General features: G+C 61.9%; 14 protein-coding genes and 2 pseudogenes. 7 read left to right on the top strand and 9 right to left on the bottom strand.

Going from position 1 to position 18540, the window contains the following annotated elements; genetic code table 11:
* Positions 1–353: 353 nt before the first annotated feature.
* Positions 354–1042, bottom strand: a pseudogene (gene scpB / locus OLZ32_RS11225) (SMC-Scp complex subunit ScpB).
* Between the two features lie 55 nt (positions 1043–1097).
* Here scpB and OLZ32_RS11230 point away from each other — a divergent pair.
* Together OLZ32_RS11230 and OLZ32_RS11235 are read left to right on the top strand one after the other, a co-directional pair.
* A pseudogene (locus OLZ32_RS11230) lies at positions 1098–1846 on the top strand (tyrosine-type recombinase/integrase); the annotation flags it as partial.
* A gap of 302 nt (positions 1847–2148) precedes the next feature.
* Positions 2149–3060: a protein-L-isoaspartate O-methyltransferase family protein gene (locus tag OLZ32_RS11235; protein WP_264396041.1), complete on the top strand. Its 912-nt coding sequence runs from the start codon at positions 2149–2151 to the stop codon at positions 3058–3060.
* 1035 nt (positions 3061–4095) lie between these two features.
* Here the strand turns inward: OLZ32_RS11235 and OLZ32_RS11245 are convergent.
* Together OLZ32_RS11245 and OLZ32_RS11250 are read right to left on the bottom strand one after the other, a co-directional pair.
* Entirely contained in the window at positions 4096–4479 is a 384-nt protein-coding gene (locus OLZ32_RS11245; protein ID WP_264396043.1) for a hypothetical protein, read from the bottom strand.
* Between the two features lie 319 nt (positions 4480–4798).
* On the bottom strand, positions 4799–5206 hold the full coding sequence (locus OLZ32_RS11250) for a hypothetical protein (RefSeq protein ID WP_264396045.1): 408 nt from the start codon (positions 5204–5206) through the stop codon (positions 4799–4801).
* Positions 5207–6500: 1294 nt separating this feature from the next.
* On the opposite strand from OLZ32_RS11250, the gene OLZ32_RS11255 reads away from it, so the two are divergent.
* Positions 6501–7580 (top strand): YihY/virulence factor BrkB family protein, encoded by a 1080-nt coding sequence (locus tag OLZ32_RS11255; protein ID WP_264396047.1) that lies wholly within the window; start codon positions 6501–6503, stop codon positions 7578–7580.
* A gap of 73 nt (positions 7581–7653) precedes the next feature.
* Positions 7654–8937, top strand: coding sequence for a cystathionine gamma-synthase family protein (locus OLZ32_RS11260; protein WP_003550455.1), 1284 nt, complete (start codon positions 7654–7656; stop codon positions 8935–8937).
* Between the two features lie 45 nt (positions 8938–8982).
* On the opposite strand, the gene OLZ32_RS11265 is transcribed toward OLZ32_RS11260, so the two are convergent.
* Together OLZ32_RS11265 and OLZ32_RS11270 are read right to left on the bottom strand one after the other, a co-directional pair.
* Positions 8983–9396: a cupin domain-containing protein gene (locus tag OLZ32_RS11265; RefSeq protein WP_003550457.1), complete on the bottom strand. Its 414-nt coding sequence runs from the start codon at positions 9394–9396 to the stop codon at positions 8983–8985.
* Positions 9397–9442: 46 nt separating this feature from the next.
* Positions 9443–10207 carry an SDR family oxidoreductase gene (locus tag OLZ32_RS11270; protein ID WP_264396052.1) on the bottom strand — a complete coding sequence of 255 codons (765 nt, stop codon included), beginning with the start codon at positions 10205–10207 and terminating at the stop codon, positions 9443–9445.
* Positions 10208–10587: 380 nt separating this feature from the next.
* Between OLZ32_RS11270 and OLZ32_RS11275 the strand changes: the two genes are divergently transcribed.
* Positions 10588–11046, top strand: a complete 459-nt coding sequence (locus OLZ32_RS11275) for a carboxymuconolactone decarboxylase family protein (protein ID WP_003550461.1) — start codon at positions 10588–10590, stop codon at positions 11044–11046.
* Positions 11047–11066: 20 nt separating this feature from the next.
* Here the strand turns inward: OLZ32_RS11275 and OLZ32_RS11280 are convergent, their stop codons facing one another.
* From OLZ32_RS11280 to OLZ32_RS11290, 3 genes are read right to left on the bottom strand one after another with little or no spacing between them, the layout of a single operon-like run.
* Entirely contained in the window at positions 11067–12272 is a 1206-nt protein-coding gene (locus tag OLZ32_RS11280) for a thiolase family protein (protein WP_264396054.1), read from the bottom strand.
* Complete coding sequence (locus tag OLZ32_RS11285) at positions 12250–13779, bottom strand: class I adenylate-forming enzyme family protein (RefSeq protein ID WP_264396056.1); 1530 nt, start codon at positions 13777–13779, stop codon at positions 12250–12252. Before OLZ32_RS11285 ends, OLZ32_RS11280 begins: the two co-directional genes overlap by 23 nt.
* Before the next feature lie 29 nt (positions 13780–13808).
* Complete coding sequence (locus OLZ32_RS11290; protein WP_264396058.1) at positions 13809–14225, bottom strand: acyl-CoA thioesterase; 417 nt, start codon at positions 14223–14225, stop codon at positions 13809–13811.
* 53 nt (positions 14226–14278) lie between these two features.
* Between OLZ32_RS11290 and OLZ32_RS11295 the strand changes: the two genes are divergently transcribed.
* Both OLZ32_RS11295 and OLZ32_RS11300 read left to right on the top strand, forming a co-directional pair.
* Positions 14279–15253 carry a zinc-dependent alcohol dehydrogenase family protein gene (locus tag OLZ32_RS11295; RefSeq protein WP_264396060.1) on the top strand — a complete coding sequence of 325 codons (975 nt, stop codon included), beginning with the start codon at positions 14279–14281 and terminating at the stop codon, positions 15251–15253.
* Between the two features lie 107 nt (positions 15254–15360).
* Positions 15361–15918 (top strand): DUF3299 domain-containing protein, encoded by a 558-nt coding sequence (locus tag OLZ32_RS11300; protein WP_264396062.1) that lies wholly within the window; start codon positions 15361–15363, stop codon positions 15916–15918.
* A 312-nt stretch (positions 15919–16230) separates the two neighbouring features.
* On the opposite strand, the gene katG is transcribed toward OLZ32_RS11300, so the two are convergent.
* Positions 16231–18411, bottom strand: coding sequence for a catalase/peroxidase HPI (katG, locus tag OLZ32_RS11305; protein WP_264396063.1), 2181 nt, complete (start codon positions 18409–18411; stop codon positions 16231–16233).
* Positions 18412–18540 lie beyond the last annotated feature (129 nt).

The raw sequence follows: 18540 nt of genomic DNA on the forward strand, positions 1-18540 counted from the left end.
AGACGGCGATGCTGCCCACAGGGAAGCAGCCGAACGAATGCGACAGGGCTCGCCGGAAGAGCAAGCAGGCGATGATGGCGGAGTTCAAGCGGCGTTTCGACGAAGCGCCAGACATCTGATTACGTGCACACCTCGTCGTATTGATTTTGAATCGCATGCCCACAGACCGGGAGAACTGTCAGGCCATATTCGGTCGTCAAAGCGTTATTTCGACGAAAGCCGAATGCCCTGTGGAATGTCTCACTCGCGCGAGACCTGTGGGATTGCCCACATCGGCATAGTTCCATGTGGCGTCGCACTGGATTCCGAGATTGCTGACCGTCCACAAGGACCTTCCTGCTTCAGCATGAGGTTCAATCCTCCTCCAGCCGTTGTTCGTTGCGTTGCTCTGCGAACGCCTCCCCCTCTTGCGCCTGCCGGCTGAGCAGACCGGCATCCTCCAATCGCTCGAGGTCAGGCAGATCGCCCAGCGTCTCCATGCCAAAGCTTGAAAGGAAGTGCTTGGTCGTCACATAGGTGTAGGGGGCACCCGGCGTCGGGCTGCGGGGTCCGGATGCAATAAAACCCGCGCTGCGCAAGGCTCCGATCGTGTCGCGTGACACCTCCTTGCCGAAGATCTTCGAAAGCTCGCCACGGGTGACTGGCTGGTAATATCCCACCGCCACCAGCGCCTCGAACTCCGACAGTGCTGCCGCTCCTCCCCGCGTCGGCGCCGATGAGACGCGGATCGTCTCTGAAAACCGCACCCGGGTCCGATGCTGCCAGCCGCTGGCGACCGAAACGAGTTCATAGGGCCGGTCGCGCAGTTCCTCCCTCAGATCCTCGATCAGCAGGTCGATGCTGCAGTCTTTGCCGACCACCCTTGCCAGCGTCTCGCGGCTGATCGGTCGGAGGAGGCAAAGATCACCGCCTCGACCCGCAGCATCCATTCCCGCCAGCGCAGTTCCGGCGGCAAATCCTCCAATTCCCGATCAAGGAGACGTTCGTCTCCCACACTTGGTTGCGTCCTTCGTCTGGATTTGGTTGTGGGGGATCCGGCCATGTTCACAATCCGTAAATCCGAAACGACGAACGGCCCGACAATTCGCGAACCGCCCATCGAGCGGCGGCTGTCCGCGATCACCCGGAACTATGCCCAGCGCGGCACGCCGCTCGACCGCAAGGATCGCCATATCGCCACCGTGCTCGCCGGCATCCGCAACACCCATGCCGCCCCTCCCCGGCAGAAGGAAGCGGTGCTGCCCGAACACCTGATCGCCATGCTGGAAACGCTCCCGCGCGGCACCTTGCGGGTCTTACGCGACCGCCCCGTGCTGCTGATCGGCTTTGCCAGCGGGCTGCGGCGCTCCGAGATCGTCGGGCTCGACGACGGCCGCGACCAGACGAAGGACAGCCGTGGCTGGGTCGAGATTCTCGACAAGGGCATGGTCGTCACGGTCCGCGGAAAACGCGGTTGGCGCGAAGTGGAAATCGGCCGCGGCTCCCCCGACGCGACCTGCCCTGCCGTCGCGCTGCAGATCTGGCTCAACCTTGCAAGGATTGCGCATGGCCCGCTCTTCCAGCAGGTCACCGGTCCAGGCAAGGATGTCGGCCCCGACCGACTGCTCGATCAGGAAGTGGCACGCCTCGTCAAGAAGGCGGCCTCGGCTGCCGGCGTGAGCCCCGACTCCAACGAGACAGAGCGTGCGGAGAAGTTCTTAGGCCACTCGCTGCGGGCTGGGCTTGGCCGAAGTCGACGCGCTACGTGCAGAAGCAGCTCGGCCATGCGTCCGTCGAGACGACCCGAAAATATCAGCGGCGGCGGGATCGGTTTCGGGTGATTCTCACCAAGGCATCCGGACTTTGACAGGCCCCTCCCCTGCCCGAGATGAAGTCGTTAGATCAAAATTGCGGGCCAAGTTTTCAGCTTAGGGCTTCAATTGAAATCGGGAGGTAAAAGCGCCAGGAGGCACTCTTTGAGTCCGGCGACGATGTCAAATTTTGCGGCTTGCGGAATATTAACCTTATGAAGTAACAACGTAGTTTTCTATATTGGAAGATAAACGATACTTAACTTCCGTCACGGGTTTCATCTATTCATGGATCAAGCATTGGGGATAGTGATGGATTTGGAGCCGCAAAAACGTAAAAAAGGAACAGGTCAAAGCCATGCGCGGAGATTTGCCCATGCCGACTGCGATGTTCACGGCCGACGAACTGGCGGTGATCCGCCGCGCTTACGCCCATCAGGTGGTGGCAACCGCCGCAACAACGAATCCGCGGATCGAAGCTGCCTTTGCCACCGTCCCGCGCGAAAAATTCCTCGGTGCGCCGCCATGGCAGATCGCCAACCTGGGCGGCGGATATCGCCCCCTCCCCTCCTCCGACTTGGTTCTGGCCTATCAGGACGTGCTATTCGCCCTGCAGTCCGACAAAGGTGTCAACAATGGTAGTCCCTCACTGCATGCCCGACTCCTGGCAGAGCTGGACATACAAATCGGCGATCGCATCGCCCATATCGGTGCCGGCACCGGCTATTACAGCGCCATTCTTTCCGAGCTTGTCGGCGCTTCCGGTCATGTCTATGCCGTCGAGATGGATCCCGATCTGGCTGACCACGCTCAAACAGCGCTTGCCGATCGCGCCAATGTCAGCGTCATCCACGCCGACGGCAGTCTATGGCCGCAGCAGGAGGTGGATGCGATCTATGTAAATTTCGCCGTCGCGCGGCCCGCGGAACCCTGGATCGAAAGGCTGCGGCCTGGAGGGCGCCTCGTGCTGCCACTCGGCGTTCCGCACCAGGACCGACCGCCGAAAGGCGGCCGTCATGCGTCCCACGGTGCTGCACTTCGTATTGAGCGCGGCGAGGGTGGATTTGCGGCGCGCTGGATCGGCTCAGCCTATTTCGTCTGCGCGAATGGTGGATTGACAATCGACGATAACGAGATCGAGGCGCTCACCGCCGCCTTCAGGCGCGGCGGCATCGAGTTCGTCAAAAGTCTGCTCTGGAAGACGGAGCCGCGGATAGGACGCTGCTGGTATATCGGCGACCAATGGGCGCTCTGCTACGACGACGCCTGAACCATAAGGGCCGGCTCCGCAAAACCGACCGCCCCATCTCTGCGGGGAACCGGAGCGACGTAGCGCCGCGGCACCGAAGAGCTTGACGTCCTCGACATCATCCTTCCTTCGACCGGCGCAATCAGCTAGCCGCACTTTTGACCGACGATGACGTCGCAACGCTCAAACATCCGGCGCAAGGCATGGGCGACAACTCGCTCAGAGCGCCGACCTCGAATCCGGCTATCTCGAGGCTTAGTCCAGGCGAGCCACAGACACCCTTCCCTGCCCAGTGCTGGAGGGCCTGCTGTGGAAATCAACATGCATCATCCCTCGGCGCCAGCAAGCGCGGAGAAGGGATCGGAGCCACGGTATACCGACTAAGATCGAGATGAGATTGGCCGCCGACGGCGCGTTGAAGATATGGCACACCAACAGCTGACTTGATCGGCTTTCATAGGCCGGCGAGACATGACTAAGGCATTCGGCGCCCTCCACCGGAAGGCACCGCGCAGTCGGACGGCTGAGATCAGCAAGCGGCGGTGACCGCGCCATCGTCGGTCTGTGGCGCTCTTGAGGCACGACTTGCTCGCCAGGGATCTCATCAGACAGCCACGCGCGGCTCTCCTGCTGGAGGCGATGCGGCGGTCGCGGCACAAATCCGCGGCGCAGACAACCCATCGCCGGCTCAAGCCTCCCTGACCCCGACACATCTCGCGAAGTCGGATCGACACGAATGGAACGTGAGGATGCGCTGCCTGCCCGGCGGCGGGTTGCAAGAATGACAAAAGCCCGGCGCGGGAGAGATGCGCCGGGCTTCGATAGTGACCGACAGCCTGGGAGGAGAAGTGCTGTCCGTCGGACCGAAACGGCTAGGAGGGGAAGCGCTTCGGTCCGTCACGAGGTAATGTCGCAATGCGGCAAATTCAAGCCTGGCGGTTGCGTGGATGTGGCAGACGAAGTGCCGGGCGAGTACAGCCTTCCCTCGCACGCGATCAGGGCTAGGCGTGGGGTTGTCCGCGGACAACTTGCTGTCAGCGATCCGGCGGAGGGAGTTCAAAAGCTTTCAGCGGGGCGACCTGCTCCGCCGCGAAGTGACTGATGAGGGTAGGGGATCGCACTGCTGGTGCACCAAGAACCGGACGCGCGAATGGAGATTGCCTCAATGATCGACGACGATCCGCCCTGCCAATCCTTCGCCCCGAGCATGGGGGCGGCCCCGCTTGTCTCCACCTGATTGAGGTCGAATTGGCCGAGATATCGAACCAAGGCGATCGCCAAGTTGGCCGACCTGGCGCCGATGACCAACGACGGCGACACATCCATCCATCCGCCCATCACATGCGAAAGCTGCCGTCGGCATTCCGCCATCCACAGAATCATCGGCCTTTGACCTACAAAGCTCAGGTAGGAGGACCAATCGGCGAGCTTGATGGACAAGCCGATCGATGCGCCGCGAGCTGACACGCTGCGGGATTCGCCACCATCACCTGCCGCCCTCTCTCCAGCCCTCGCCTAAGACGCCCAACAGGGGCCTCGAAGGACAGCGCTGACCGCCGCCCCGCTTGCCCGATTTGCCCCGGCGTTGCGACCGAGGCATAGCCGTTGGCCAAACAACCTCCGCCGGGCGACGGGCGGCCTCGATTGCCGCCCAGTCAAGGAGGCGCAAGAGCGGCAAGGATGACGCCACCGCGGCGCCATGCCATCCTTGCCGCGGATCCCTTTCGGTGACCGAAGCCGCAGCGCATGCAGCCCCACATCACTTCGAATTGGCGGCGTTCTGCTTCTCCTTAAACGCGGGGCAAGTTCTTGGTAGCATGGACCTGTCCGCAGAACCGGCGGAGTTCTTCGGAACTCTTGGAGGCGAAATGCCACGTGTGTTCGGCAAGATGCATGAGACCGCTGCTCTACAATACCAGGCAGGGCCATCGAGGCGGGCGTATTGCCGCAACTCCATGGCATCCATCAGCAGGGAGATATCAGGGAAATTTTCGCGGCCGCGCGAACCAATTGCTGCGGAGATCGGCTCATGTGGAAACGACCTGACAGCCACCAGGTTGATCATCCGGTTGTCCGCGGACAACGGCACGATCAGGCGGCGTTTGGCCTGCAGGGGTTCGCGGATTCGCCTGAGAGAACGCTGCAGGGTCGACTGTCCTCCCGTCATCGAGGCTGCGCCTTCCGTGCGACGGCCAACCGACAGAACGCTATCTCGCTGCCACCGCATTCGGCTCTTCATGCGACCGAGCGGAAGGGTCACGCGACAGGGGAGGGCTGTCTTCGACCTACGGGATCGGCAGGTCACAGCCGAGGCTTTCCGACGCATCAGCTCATTGCGAGCGGGTGGCCGCTGATATCGACCGACAGCCCGTCAGCGCGCATGACCCAGCGGCGACTGTCGCCGATTTGCTTGCGGCAGCGAGCGAACGTATATGGGAACAGGAGCCGCCCGTCGGCCTTGTCCTGGGATAGCCGACCGTGGCGCCATGGCCTCCCCGTCATGTCAGATGGGGCGGCGCCCGTCATTGATGCATGTTATTTGTTGACGCACGGCCCCACGCTCTCAGGCAATGTGGAAGACCGGCGTTAGTCCCGGCCGATATGACAGGAGATTATCCTGCGCCTTCAAAGGGGTGCTGGAGATTCCCAGAGCAGCGCTGCCAGTGACAGTCGGGGAGGGGCCGCCGATGGCACATAACGCCCGGCTGCGAGCTTGCCGACGTTCGGAGCAGCGCGCATCATGTCACCACCGCCTTCCCACACAGTTGCTTTCGCGTGGAGACTTGGCGATCGCGATGCGCGTTCTGGCGATTGCCGAGACGCTATCAAGCAACCACCGTGGCCATCGAGATCGCGCCCGCGGGCAGGGCACTGCCTCGGTCTCGATGCCGCTTGGCCATGAGGCGCGCCCGGCGAAAGCAATGGGCTCGCAGTGAGCCGGCCTATGGCCGTTGATAACGCAAACGGCTATTGCAGGCCATTGTCACCAGCGCTATTGTTTTGTCGGGCGTGCTATACAGCGCGTCGCCTGCAGGTGCCGGTCGCCGGCATCGGACGGCGGCAGGATTCAGGTCCAAGTCGCGCTTCCGATACGAGCTGCGCACTGATCTACCGGCCTCGCAGCCGTCAAGCCGCCCTATCGGCAGACCTGCGAAAAAGACATCCGGCAACGCAGTAACGAAACTAAAGTCCACGTTCGCTTCCGTAGCCGGAGGCGATCGCAGCTATATCAATGACTTATGATTTCTGAAACTACTTACAATCCCTTGCTGTAGGCGATACCGAGGGCAGTGGCGGCGCCGCTTGACGAGCTCTCAATCACCTCTAATCCCTGCCGCCCAACTCGACAGGGGGAAGCGGACTAATCTCGGGCTCCGGCTTAAATGTCCGCAGGAAAGCAACGGCTTGCATCCTTTAGCGGCACCCTGCGTTATCTCCGCACCAGATCGGAGAACATCCTCATGCTAGATGTACTTCACCTCAAGAAATTCCCCATTGCGGCGACAATGATGGCCGCAGCGATTGGCGCATTTGTCTTGGTGCAAGCAACTGAGCGCAGGTCGGTCGCCGCGTCTGCGGATACCGACCGTGCAGCTGACGATCATGGCCGCAGCGCCAGCACGCCCGAGGCTATCCCTTTCAGCGGCCTTCGCGACGTGTTCTGGCGCGTCTTCCACGAGGTCCTCGCCGACCGGGTCACTTTGATTGCCGCGGGCGTGACGTTCTATCTGTTGCTGGCGCTCTTCCCAGCCATGGCGGCTTTGGTGTCACTCTACGGGCTGGTTGCGGATCCGGCCACCATATCCGAACACCTTCGCGAATTGGCCGGCCTCATGCCATCCGGAGCGTTCGATCTTCTTGCCAATCAGATCAAGGAACTCGTCGATCGGCGCGATGCTACGCTCGGCATCACCTTCTTCGTCGGCCTCGGCATCGCCCTCTGGAGCACGCATAGCGGCACGCTGGCGCTCTTCGACGCGATGAACGTCGCCTATGAGGAAGAGGAGAAGCGGGGGCTTATCCGATTGAACCTGATCGGCCTCTGCTTCACCTTGTGCGCAATGCTTTTGACAGTAGTCATGGTGGTGCTCGTCGGGGTCATGCCGGTTGTTCTCTCCTATCTCTGGCTCGATCAGTTCAAGGAGCACATGGCCCTTCTCATCCGATGGCCACTGCTTCTGCTGGTCGTCGCAGTGGCCGTTACATCGGTCTACCGCTTCGGCCCCAGCCGGGAGCCTGCCAAGCTCCGGTGGATGACATGGGGCGCGGTTCTGACCACGGTCGCCTGGACCGCCATGTCCCTCGGCTTCTCCTACTATCTGGATCACTTCGCCAATTACAACGCGACATACGGCACGCTCGGCGCACTGATCGGCTTCCTCATCTGGATCTGGCTTTCCGTCGTCATTCTTATCATCGGAGGGGAGCTTAACGCCGAACTGGAGCATCAGACCGCGAAGGACACGACGACAGGAACGCCGCTGCCAATGGGAGCGCGCGGGGCTTATGTCGCGGATACTCTGGGCGAGACCAAGAGCTGACCGCTATGATTGCTCCTCTCCTATGGTTTTGATGTATTCTGCCATTTCGCCAGTCCCGACACAGGAGACGATGATGACCGCCCCGCATCCTTCCAAAACCCATATCGGCAATCATGCCCTGCATCCCGAAACACAGATGCTGAATTACGGCTACGATCCGGAACTCTCGGAAGGGGCGGTCAAGCCGCCGGTATTCCTCACCTCGACCTTCGTGTTCAAGACGGCGGAAGATGGCCGCGACTTCTTCGATTACGTGTCGGGCCGCCGCGAGCCGCCCGAAGGGAAAGGGGCCGGCCTCGTCTATTCGCGCTTCAACCATCCAAACAGCGAGATCGTCGAGGACAGGCTCGCGGTCTACGAACGGACCGAAAGCGGCGTGCTGTTTTCATCCGGCATGGCGGCGATCGCCACCACCCTGCTCGCCTTCGTCCGGCCGGGCGATGCGATCCTGCATTCACAGCCGCTCTACGGCGGAACGGAAACATTGCTGGCGAAGACCTTCCTGAACCTCGGCGCCGCCGCCGTCGGATTTGCCGACGGCGTCAGCGAAGGATCGGTGCAGAAGGCGGCTGAAGAGGCGATGGCCAAGGGCCGCGTTTCCGTCATCCTGATCGAGACGCCTGCCAATCCGACTAACAGCCTGGTCGATGTGGCGATGATCCGACGCGTGGCCGACGCGATCGGTGCAAGACAGGGCCATATGCCGATCATCGTCTGCGACAACACCCTGCTCGGGCCGGTCTTCCAGCGACCGATCGAGCACGGCGCCGATATCTCGCTCTATTCGCTGACAAAATATGTCGGTGGTCATTCCGATCTGATCGCCGGCGCCGTTCTTGGCCGCAAGGCGGTGATCAAGCAGATCAAGGCCTTGCGCGGCGCGATCGGCACCCAGCTCGATCCGCATTCCTGCTGGATGCTCGGCCGTTCGCTGGAAACGCTGCAGCTCCGCATGGAACGGGCAAACAGCAACGCGCGGGCCGTCGCCGACTTTCTGCGCGATCACCCGAAGGTCGAGAAGGTTCACTACCTGCCCTACCACGATCCGGAATCGCCGGCCGGCCGGACCTTCATCGCGCAATGCACCGGCGCGGGCTCCACTTTCTCTTTCGACATCCGCGGCGGCCAGCCAGCCTCGTTCAAATTCCTGAACGCGCTGCAGATCTTCAAGCTTGCGGTCAGCCTCGGGGGAACGGAATCGCTTGCGAGCCATCCGGCCGCCATGACGCATTCCGGCGTGCCCGCCGATGTCCGTCAGCGCATCGGCGTTCTGGAATCGACGATCCGTCTTTCGATCGGCATCGAGCATCCGGACGATCTGATCGCCGACCTGGAGATAGCACTGCAGGCTGCGTGATCAGGGGGAAACGATGCCCGGCGGCGCCGGGCATCAAGTACCACGTTATTTGTCGTCGATCGTCAGTTCCGTCTCGTCCGTGTCCAGCACGAAGACAGCAAGCAGGCGCGCCGGCTTGGTGTCGCTGGCGTTTGCGCTGACGCTGTGGTGATCGCCGGGAAATTCGGCGAAGCTTTCTCCGGCCTTATACGTTTTCACCGGGCCATCGTTCACCGCGCTGCGGATCGCTCCTTCGAGAACGGTGGCGTAGATGAAGGCCGAATCCGGATGGGTATGGCCGGGCGACAGGCCGCCGGGCTCATATTCCACCATCACAGCCTTCATGCTCTTACCGGGAACATTGGGAAGCTTCTGGTCGAAAACGACGCTTACCTTCGCTTTCCCACCTCCGGCGTGAGCTTGAGTGCCGGCGGCGAGGACAAGCGCGAATGCTGCTGTCGAAATCATTTTCCTGAGCATGTCTGGTCTCCTTCGTTAATGGAACGCGCACTGGCGGCTTCGTCCGTCAGGCGCTCCTTTTCTGCGGCGGCTGCCGGCTCAGCCAATCGTCGAAACGGATCTGGCCGAGCCGAGCCTTGGCCCCGGTCACGAGCGAATTGTCCTCGAGCTCGACCCCGAAATAGCGGGCGTGCGGATCCGCCACCACCTGGCGCGGATCGTTCGTCGCCTTGAAGAGACGCATCACGATTTCGGTGAGGCGGACTTTCTCCGGCCCGCCGATCTCGATCGTGCCATTCACAGGCGTGCCGAGCGCCACGTCGGCCATGACGTCGGCGACGTCGTCCGAGGCGATCGGCTGCACGTGGGCGGGCGACAGATGCACAGTCTGACCGACGGTGCCTGACTGGGCGATGCCAGCCATGAATTCATGGAACTGCGTCGAGTGCACGATGGTGTAGGGTATGCCGGACGTCTTGATCAGCTCCTCCTGGGCCATCTTGGCGCGCATGTAGCCGCTGCCCTGCAGCCGCTCCATGCCGACGATCGACAGGGCGATATGATGCTTCACGCCGGCGGCAACCCCTGCCTTGAGCAGATTGCGGCCCGACGTCTGGAAGAATTCCAGGACGGCCTTGTCCTCGAACGAGGGCGAGTTTGCGAGATCGAGAACCACCTGCGCGCCGGCGAGCGCTTCGGCCACACCCTTGCCGGTAATCGTGTCGACGCCCGAATTCGGCGAAGCCGCCAACACCTCGTGCCCCTTGTTGCGCAATCTTTCCACGGTCTTCGAGCCGATGAGGCCAGTGCCGCCGATAACGACGATTTTCATGGGTAGTCTCCTTGTCCTTTACGAGGAGTTTCCTCTGTTGACCTGAAAGCGAGCAGGCTACTGCTCGGCATGCCCCCGCGCCCTCGATGAGCGAAGCGACTTCATCGGGACCGTTGCCGGTGCGGCCGGTGTAACCGATGGGAAGGAGGATGCGCCGGATCGCGGCCCCAAACTATTCTTCCTCGGTCGCTGTCACCCTATGCGAACGTAGTAGGCCAACTGGCTCTGCGATGAGCCGGTTGGCTGAAATGGAGGAACATCACGTCAACAGGCATCGACCGAACCTACCGTGGGGGCAGATGACCAACCCGGAAGGCAAGGCGTATTCACTGGTCTGCAAGCCGGTACTTCGGCGATCAATCCTCACGATGGAGATAAGAATGATCAAGCGTCTGAACTTCATGGCCCATAAGAACAGCGGCATCGACGGCCTCGTGGCTGTTGAAGCCTGGATTGCGAGAAGCTTCGATCCAAAGCTGCTCGAACTCGTCAAAGTGCGTGTTTCCCAAATGAACGGATGCGCGCATTGCCTGCATATGCACCGCCAGGACGCGCTGAAGCTTGGCGAAACGGATGACCGGCTGTTGCTTCTCGACGCATGGCGGGAGTCACAGCTCTTCAGCACACGGGAGCGGGCGGCACTCGCCTGGGCCGAGGCCCTTACTCAGATAGCGAAAAGCCATGCGCCGGATGATGTTTATGAAGAAGTGCACGCCAACTTCTCGGATGACGAGTTGGTGGCCCTTTCGATCGGTATTGCGATGATCAACGCCTGGAACAGGCTGGCGATCGGCTTTCGGCTTCAGCATCCGGCCGATCACAAACGCGCCGCCGCCTGATGGTCTGCGCCTTCGCCGGGTCAGGAAAGCTTGGCAGCCTCGAACATGGCGGTCAGCCCGATGCCTCCGCCGATACCGATCATGGCCAAGGCAGTCGCGCCGGGCGCCCAGCCTTCCCCGGTGTTGCGGATCAGCTGGCTGTATAGTCGGGTCACGAGGATTGCGCCGGAGGCGCCGAACGGATGGCCCAAGGCAATTGCTCCGCCGTTCCTGTTGATCGTGTCGGCAGGGATCTCGAGCTGATCCAGCGATGCCAGAACCTGGGCCGCAAAAGCCTCGTTGAATTCGATGGTATTGATGTTGGAAAGCGAGAGCCCGGGCTGACGCTGCAGCAGCCTCCTAGTCGAGGCGACCGGGCCGATGCCGAGCAGGTTGGGGTCGACGCCGGCAGCGGCGCTGTCGATGAAGGCAAGGCCCTTTTCGAAGCCAAGGCTTTTCGCCATGCCACGGCTCATGACGAGCACCAGGCAGGCGCCGTCGTTCAGCGGGCAGGCATTGCCTGCTGTCACCGAACCATCGGCCAGGAAGACCGGCCGGAGGTTTGCGAGAGCCTCGAGAGATGTGGAGACGCGTGGGCACTCGTCCCGCTCGATCAGTCCGTGGCCGGTAGAGATGTCGACGATCTCTGGCCGAAAGATGCCTGCCTCGGCCGCCGCTACGGCGAGCCTATGGCTGCGCAGGGCGAATTCATCCTGTCTCTGCCGCGATATGCCGAACCGACGGGCGACGTTTTCGGCGGCAATTCCCATTTCCGGATCGCCGATCGTGTCAGGCGAAAACCGGGCGCGCCCGTAAAAGCGGGGCAGCGCCCCATTCGCCTTTGGTCTTTCGACGCGCCATGGCGCGGTGCTGACGCTCTCCACGCCGCCGGCCAGAAAGCACGAACCGGCTTTCGCCTGGATCAGCCGGGCTGCCATGATGATCGCTTCCAGGCCCGAGCCGCATTGCCGATCGATCGAAACACCCGGAACCGCCATGGGCAGACCTGCGGTGAGCGCCGCCAGCCGCGCGATATTTCCGCCGCCGCCGGCGGCATTGCCCACCAGCACATCGTCGATGCTTTCGGGCGCAATTCCCGTCTCGGACAGGATCCGATGAATGATCGGCACAAGCAGGTCTTCCGCCGCGACAGTCGCAAGCGACCCGAACGCCCGGCCGATCGGCGACCGGTAGGCGGCAACCACGACTGGCTGCCAATCCTCGTCAGGCTGAAAGGCGTAGGACAAGATCGCCTCCAGAAACCACGGCCCGCTCCACTTGCCCCCTCGATATCTTCCCGCTGCTCGTCATCGGCCAGGACCTTATATGGTAGAATTGCTTGGGCGTCTTGTACTTCCCGAGCATCTGCGCGCAATGATCTGCCAGGATTTTCGGATCCGTAGTCTCTCCCGAGACGACGGCGACGATCCGCTGGCCGAAATAGGCGTCCGGCAGTCCGAAGACAACGGCATCCTCTACCCCGAGGCAGGCTTTGAGCGCGCTCTCGACTTCGGCGGGATAGATGTTGTTGCCGCCTGATATCATCATGCCGCCGGCCCTGCCGATCACCCGCAGCATGCCATCGGCATCGAGTTCGCCGAGATCTCCGACCGTCGCTCCCGCTTCTGTGACCCGGAACGCCTGACCGTCATCGCCCCAGAGATATCCATCCGCGATCAGGTCGCTCCTGACGAATATGGTTCCCGGCACATCGGTCCCGACGTCGTTTTCATCGGGGTCGCGAATGGAAATTTCCACGCCGGGATAGGCTTGTCCCACCCGGTCGATCGGAAAATCGATCTCGCCGCCGACAAGGGTCGAGACCGTCATGAAACCTAGCTCGGATGCGCCGTAATATTCCCGGATACGGGCCTTCGGAAACAGGCAGCGCATGGATTCGACACCGTTCCTGTCAAGCTTGGCGCCGGCGGTCAGGACGTCGCGCAAGGAGGTCAGAGCGGGTTCGCCCGCCCACGCTCTTGCAATGCCGGCTATATGCGTCGGCACGGCGACCAGCCGTTCGACGTGCCAGGAGGAGAGCGTGCGTGGCACCGCGACGGGATCCCATTTCCGGACTGAATGGAAGGTTGCCCCGACATCCAAGGCTTCGACCAGTGCATAGAGCGCCAGGCCATGAGCCAAGGCTCCCGGGCACATTGTCGACGGCGCATCTTCGAGCTCGAAAACGACACGTCCGCGATCGAGGCTCCGGCGCCACTGCTCGCGCGAGCGATAATAGGCCTTCGGCTCGGCGGTGGTCCCCGATGTGAAGCCGATCAGAAAGATCTTGTCGGCATCGGCCGGCAGCTCGGATTCACCTCCCGCTGCAGCGAGGTCGAAAGCCTCCGCTCCGGCGGTGACGACGGGAATGCCCAGCCTTCGGGCAATTTCCGCGCTCGGCCCGGCATCGTCATCGACGATCAGAACGTCAGGCGCCAGGCGCTCGATGATGCGTTCGATCCTTTCTGCCGGCATCAGCGGGTCGATGACCGCGCAGGAATTCGGGAAAGCGGTGGCCGCCGCAAAATACTCGGCAAAGCCGATATGGTTGCCAAGGCTGAGAGCGGCAAGCCTCTCCACACCGGGCAGATCGAGCATGCGGCGGTTCGAGCGAGGCAGATCTTGGAGAAACCGATAAATTGCCTTGGCCCGCACATAGAGCTCGCCATAGCTGAGCGAGCGCCCGTCGATCACCAGCGCCGGCTTGTCCGGTGTCTCCGTTGCATGTCGAAGAAGCTGCGCATGGATCGGCATGGACACCCGCTGGTTTGAATGATCGGCAATCAGCCGGGAGACAGAGCGGCTCCGGTCGCTTCCGGGATCGGCGTCGGGCGGCCGTCGGAGAGGCCGACGCAGACCCAGACGAAATGCGCCGATGCGCAATGGGCGCCATCGCGCTGGCGAAAGAGTTCTATGGCAAAGGACAGGCTCGTGCGCCCGATTTTCCCCACGTCCACCTTTGCCTCGACGACATCGTCGAGATCAATCGGGCTGTGAAAGGTGATCTCCGCCTTCTTCACGTGATAGGCGACGCCGGAGGAGGTGTGACGAAAATGGCTGAGAATTTGCCGTTGCCGCAGAAACTCGACGACCGCATCCTCGCAATAATCGAGATAACGGGAATTGTGGACATGACCATAGATGTCGATGTCTCGCATCGAGACCCGGAACGATGCTAAAGGCCTGTCATCAACGCTCATTCGATCACCGAAAATACGACGGGGTGATCTAACCGCAGTGTGTGGGGGATGCAATGCAATATCAGGCGGTCGTGCGAAAATTCGGGCCGGCCGAGGAGGTCGTCGAGCTCGAGCAGGCTGCGCTGCCGTCGCTGCGGCGCGACCAGGTGAGGGTGCGTCTGCTGGCGCGGGCGATCAATCCGTCCGATATCATCACCATATCAGGAGCCTATAGCGGACGCACGATATTGCCCTTCATTCCGGGCTTCGAAGCGTTCGGCGTAGTCGAACAGTGCGGCGAGGAGGTTCATGGGCTTTCCCCGGGAACACGCGTGCTGCCGGTGCGTAGTGCGGGCGGCTGGCAGGAATTCAAGGATACCGATCCCGGCTGGTGCCTGCGTGTTCCAGACGAGCTTACCGACGTCGAAGCTGCGACGAGCTACGTCAATCCAATGACAGCGTGGTTGATGCTGCATGCCAAGATCGGGCTGAGGCCGGGCATGCGCATCGCCATCAATGCCGCCGCCTCTTCGATCGGAGCGATATTGATCGGTCTCGCCAATGCCGCAGGCGTGGAGCCGGTTGCCATCGTCCGCGGTGAAGGATCACTTGAGCGGCTGCGCGGCCGGGTCGAGGCTGTCATCATCGATAGGGAAAAAAGCGAAAGTGATCTGGTTGCCGGGCTCGCCGGCCGGCATGGGCTTGACGCGGTGCTCGATTGCGTCGGAGGTGTGCGCGCCGCAGTCCTCGCCGATGCGCTGCGGCCGGGCGGACGCTTCGTGCATTACGGCCTGCTTTCGGGCCAAAGCATTCCGAATTCATTCTGGGCGTCCCATCCCGATATTTCCTTTTCCTATTTTCACCTCAGGGAATGGGTTCATTCCGAAGCTATGGACGACGTGCAGCACGCCTATTCCAAGGTCGCGGCGCAGATCGTTTCGAAAATCATCGCGACCGAGGTGCGGGAGGTATTCCCCTTGGAAAATGTCCGACAAGCCCTGCAGTCCGCTCTTCCCTTCCGAACGGGCGGCAAGGTTCTGCTGGCCTGATGAACATGAGTGGGCCGCGAGGTAGCTTTGACGGCTGAGCGGGATCGAGAGTAGCATCCATGCGGCAGCGGCAAGGTGGTCAAAGCGGCCGGCGCGATGGAGATGCAATGATGAAACACAAACCTTTCCTCCTGACGTTCGCGGCGCTGGCATTTGGTTCCGCATGGCCAATTTCTAACGCCTTCGCTGCGGCGCAGCCTATCTTCTGGAGCGCTTTACGGCCGGCCGATCAGGCCAAAGCGACAGTGCCGCTGTCGGGCAAGGCGGTGAGCGGCCCAAAGGGCGAAACACTCGCCTGGCATGGTGAGGAACATCCGATCGAATTGACGGGCTTCGTTCTGCCGATCGACCAGGATGGCGATCTTGTCTACGAATTCATGCTGGTGCCTTGGGCCGGAGCCTGCAGCCACATGCCTTCCCCTCCGCCCAACCAACTGGTTCGTGTCGTTCCGGAAGAGCCTTTGCACCTGGCAAGAATGTACGAGACCGTCACCGTGACGGGTACCTTGCGGCCCGGCCTGGATCAGGCGCAATTCTTCATGATCGACGGTGACCGCGTCCTCACCTACGGCTACAGCATAAGCCATGCCCAGGTAGCGACGGTAACGGCGACGACCGATCCCGATCTGCTGTCACTTTCGCCTTTCGGCATCCTGCCTCACTAAAAGCCCAGAGACGGTGCTGCGATCGGGCGACGCCACCTCCGCACTCCTCATTCCTGTGCCTGTCACAGGAATCCAGCCACCGCGCGTCTGCGCGGTGAATGACTTTTACCGGAAAGGGAGTCTCTCGCGCCCAAGGACTTGGGCGCACTGGATCCCTGTGACAAGCACAGGGATGAGGGAGGAGAGGTAGTGCCCGCCTAACCGAGCATCAGACGCCTCGATGACTGGACACTCGGGCGGTAGGTCCCGCCTTCAATGCAAAGAAAGTGCCGGGACGCGACTGAAAGCCGCGTCCAGACAGTGTTCAGCCGATCAGACGATATCGAAACGATCGGCGTTCATGACCTTGGTCCAGGCCGCGACGAAGTCCTTGACGAACTTCTGCTTGGCGTCGGACTGGCCATAGACTTCGGCAAAGGCGCGCAGCTGCGAGTGCGAGCCGAAAATCAAGTCGACGCGGGTGCCGGTCCACTTGACTTCGTTGGTTTTGCGATCACGCCCTTCATAAACGCCGTCCCTGCCCGCAGCGGGCGACCACTGCGTGCCCATGTCGAGCAGGTTGACGAAGAAGTCGTTGGTCAGCGTTTCCGGACGGGAGGTGAAGACGCCATGTTCGGGCGCGCCGGCCTTCAGCACACGCAGGCCGCCGACGAGAACGGTCATTTCAGGTCCGGTCAACGTCAGCAACTGGGCGCGGTCGACGAGCGCTTCTTCCGGCTTCATGAACTGCCGGCCGCCGATATAGTTGCGGAAACCGTCGGCGCGGGGTTTCAGCGCTGCGAAGGAATGCGCATCGGTCTGTGCCTCGGAAGCGTCCATGCGGCCCGGCGTGAACGGCACGCTGACGGCATGACCGCCGGCCGCTGCCGCTTTCTCGACGCCGGCTGCACCACCCAGAACGATCAGGTCGGCCAGCGAGATCTTCTTCGCCCCGGTCTGGGCGGCGTTGAAGTTTTTCTGGATGCCTTCGAGAACGCCGAGGACCTTGGCGAGCTGCGCCGGCTGGTTGACTTCCCAGTCCTTCTGCGGGGCAAGGCGGATACGCGCGCCATTGGCGCCGCCACGCTTGTCGGAGCCTCGAAAGGTCGAGGCGGACGCCCAGGCGGTCGAGACCAGTTCCTGCACGGTGAGGCCCGTTGCGAGCACCTTTGCCTTGAGGTCGGCGATATCCTTGTCGTCGACAAGCGGATGATCGACGGCCGGGATCACGTCCTGCCAGATCAGGTCTTCGGCCGGAACCTCCGGGCCGAGGTAGCGCACCTTCGGTCCCATATCGCGGTGGGTCAGCTTGAACCATGCGCGGGCGAAGGCATCGGCGAACTCGGCAGGGTTTTCCAGGAAGCGGCGCGAGATCTTTTCGTAGATGGGATCGAAGCGCAGTGCCAGGTCGCTGGTCAGCATGGTCGGCAGATGCTTCTTCGATGCATCATAGGCATCCGGAATGGAGGCATCGGCGTTCTTGGCCTGCCACTGATGCGCGCCGCCCGGGCTCTTGGTCAGCTCCCATTCGAAAGCGAACAGGTTTTCGAAGAAGTAGTTGCTCCACTGGGTCGGCGTCTGGGTCCAGGTCACTTCGAGGCCGCTGCCGATGGCATCGCGACCGACGCCGGTGTTGAACTTGCTGGTCCAGCCCAGGCCCTGAGCTTCGAGCTCGCCGCCTTCCGGGTCGACACCGACAAACGACGGATCGCCAGCGCCATGGGTCTTGCCGAAGGTATGCCCGCCGGCGATCAGCGCCACGGTTTCTTCGTCGTTCATCGCCATACGGGCGAAGGTTTCACGGATGTCGCGGGCGGATGCCAGCGGATCCGGAGTGCCGTTAGGGCCTTCCGGGTTGACATAGATAAGGCCCATCTGCACAGCGCCAAGCGGCTCTGCCAGTTCGCGTTCGCCACTGTAGCGTTCGTCACCCAGCCAGGTTCCCTCAGGACCCCAGTAGAGTTCTTCCGGCTCCCAGACGTCGGCGCGGCCGCCGGCGAAACCGAAGGTCTTGAAACCCATGGATTCGAGCGCGACATTACCGGTGAGGATCAACAGGTCGGCCCAGGAGATCCTGTTGCCGTATTTCTGCTTGATCGGCCACAGCAGGCGGCGGGCTTTGTCGAGGTTCACGTTGTCAGGCCAGCTGTTGAGCGGCGCAAAACGCTGCTGGCCGGCCCCGGCGCCGCCGCGGCCATCGGTGATGCGGTAAGTGCCGGCGCTGTGCCAGGCCATGCGGATGAACAGGCCGCCATAGTGACCGAAATCGGCCGGCCACCAATCCTGCGAATCCGTCATCAAGGCGTGAAGATCCTTCCTCAGGCCGTCGAGATCGAGCTTCTTGAACTCCTCGGCATAATCGAAGGCTTGGCCGAGCGGGTCGGCGCGGCCGGAATTCTGGTGAAGAATCTGCACGTTCAGTTGATCCGGCCACCAGTCGCGATTGGATCTGCTGCGAGGCGTATTGCCGTGTGCGACAGGACATTTGCCTGCGCTGTCAGTGGGGTTGTCCATGATCGTCTCCTTGATTGCTTGATCTGTCTGCGGTCCAAAAAGATGAGCCGAGCTGGCGCCCCACTCTCTCCCTGCAGTCTTCATATCGGAAGCGCTTCATAAATTTAAGTTGGATTTACTGATCGCTGC

Origin of the sequence: Rhizobium acaciae (genome assembly GCF_025941625.1) — a bacterium.
Taxonomy (GTDB): domain Bacteria; phylum Pseudomonadota; class Alphaproteobacteria; order Rhizobiales; family Rhizobiaceae; genus Rhizobium; species Rhizobium acaciae.

Excerpts from the sequence above, each read along its gene's own strand:
- OLZ32_RS11235 (WP_264396041.1), top strand. The coding sequence starts at position 2,149 with ATGCGCGGAGATTTGCCCATGCCGACTGCGATGTTCACGGCCGACGAA.
- OLZ32_RS11250 (WP_264396045.1), bottom strand. The coding sequence starts at position 5,206 with ATGACGGGAGGACAGTCGACCCTGCAGCGTTCTCTCAGGCGAATCCGC.
- OLZ32_RS11255 (WP_264396047.1), top strand. The coding sequence starts at position 6,501 with ATGCTAGATGTACTTCACCTCAAGAAATTCCCCATTGCGGCGACAATG.
- OLZ32_RS11260 (WP_003550455.1), top strand. The coding sequence starts at position 7,654 with ATGACCGCCCCGCATCCTTCCAAAACCCATATCGGCAATCATGCCCTG.
- OLZ32_RS11265 (WP_003550457.1), bottom strand. The coding sequence starts at position 9,396 with ATGCTCAGGAAAATGATTTCGACAGCAGCATTCGCGCTTGTCCTCGCC.
- OLZ32_RS11270 (WP_264396052.1), bottom strand. The coding sequence starts at position 10,207 with ATGAAAATCGTCGTTATCGGCGGCACTGGCCTCATCGGCTCGAAGACC.
- OLZ32_RS11275 (WP_003550461.1), top strand. The coding sequence starts at position 10,588 with ATGATCAAGCGTCTGAACTTCATGGCCCATAAGAACAGCGGCATCGAC.
- OLZ32_RS11285 (WP_264396056.1), bottom strand. The coding sequence starts at position 13,779 with ATGCCGATCCATGCGCAGCTTCTTCGACATGCAACGGAGACACCGGAC.
- OLZ32_RS11290 (WP_264396058.1), bottom strand. The coding sequence starts at position 14,225 with ATGAGCGTTGATGACAGGCCTTTAGCATCGTTCCGGGTCTCGATGCGA.
- OLZ32_RS11295 (WP_264396060.1), top strand. The coding sequence starts at position 14,279 with ATGCAATATCAGGCGGTCGTGCGAAAATTCGGGCCGGCCGAGGAGGTC.
- OLZ32_RS11300 (WP_264396062.1), top strand. The coding sequence starts at position 15,361 with ATGATGAAACACAAACCTTTCCTCCTGACGTTCGCGGCGCTGGCATTT.
- katG (WP_264396063.1), bottom strand. The coding sequence starts at position 18,411 with ATGGACAACCCCACTGACAGCGCAGGCAAATGTCCTGTCGCACACGGC.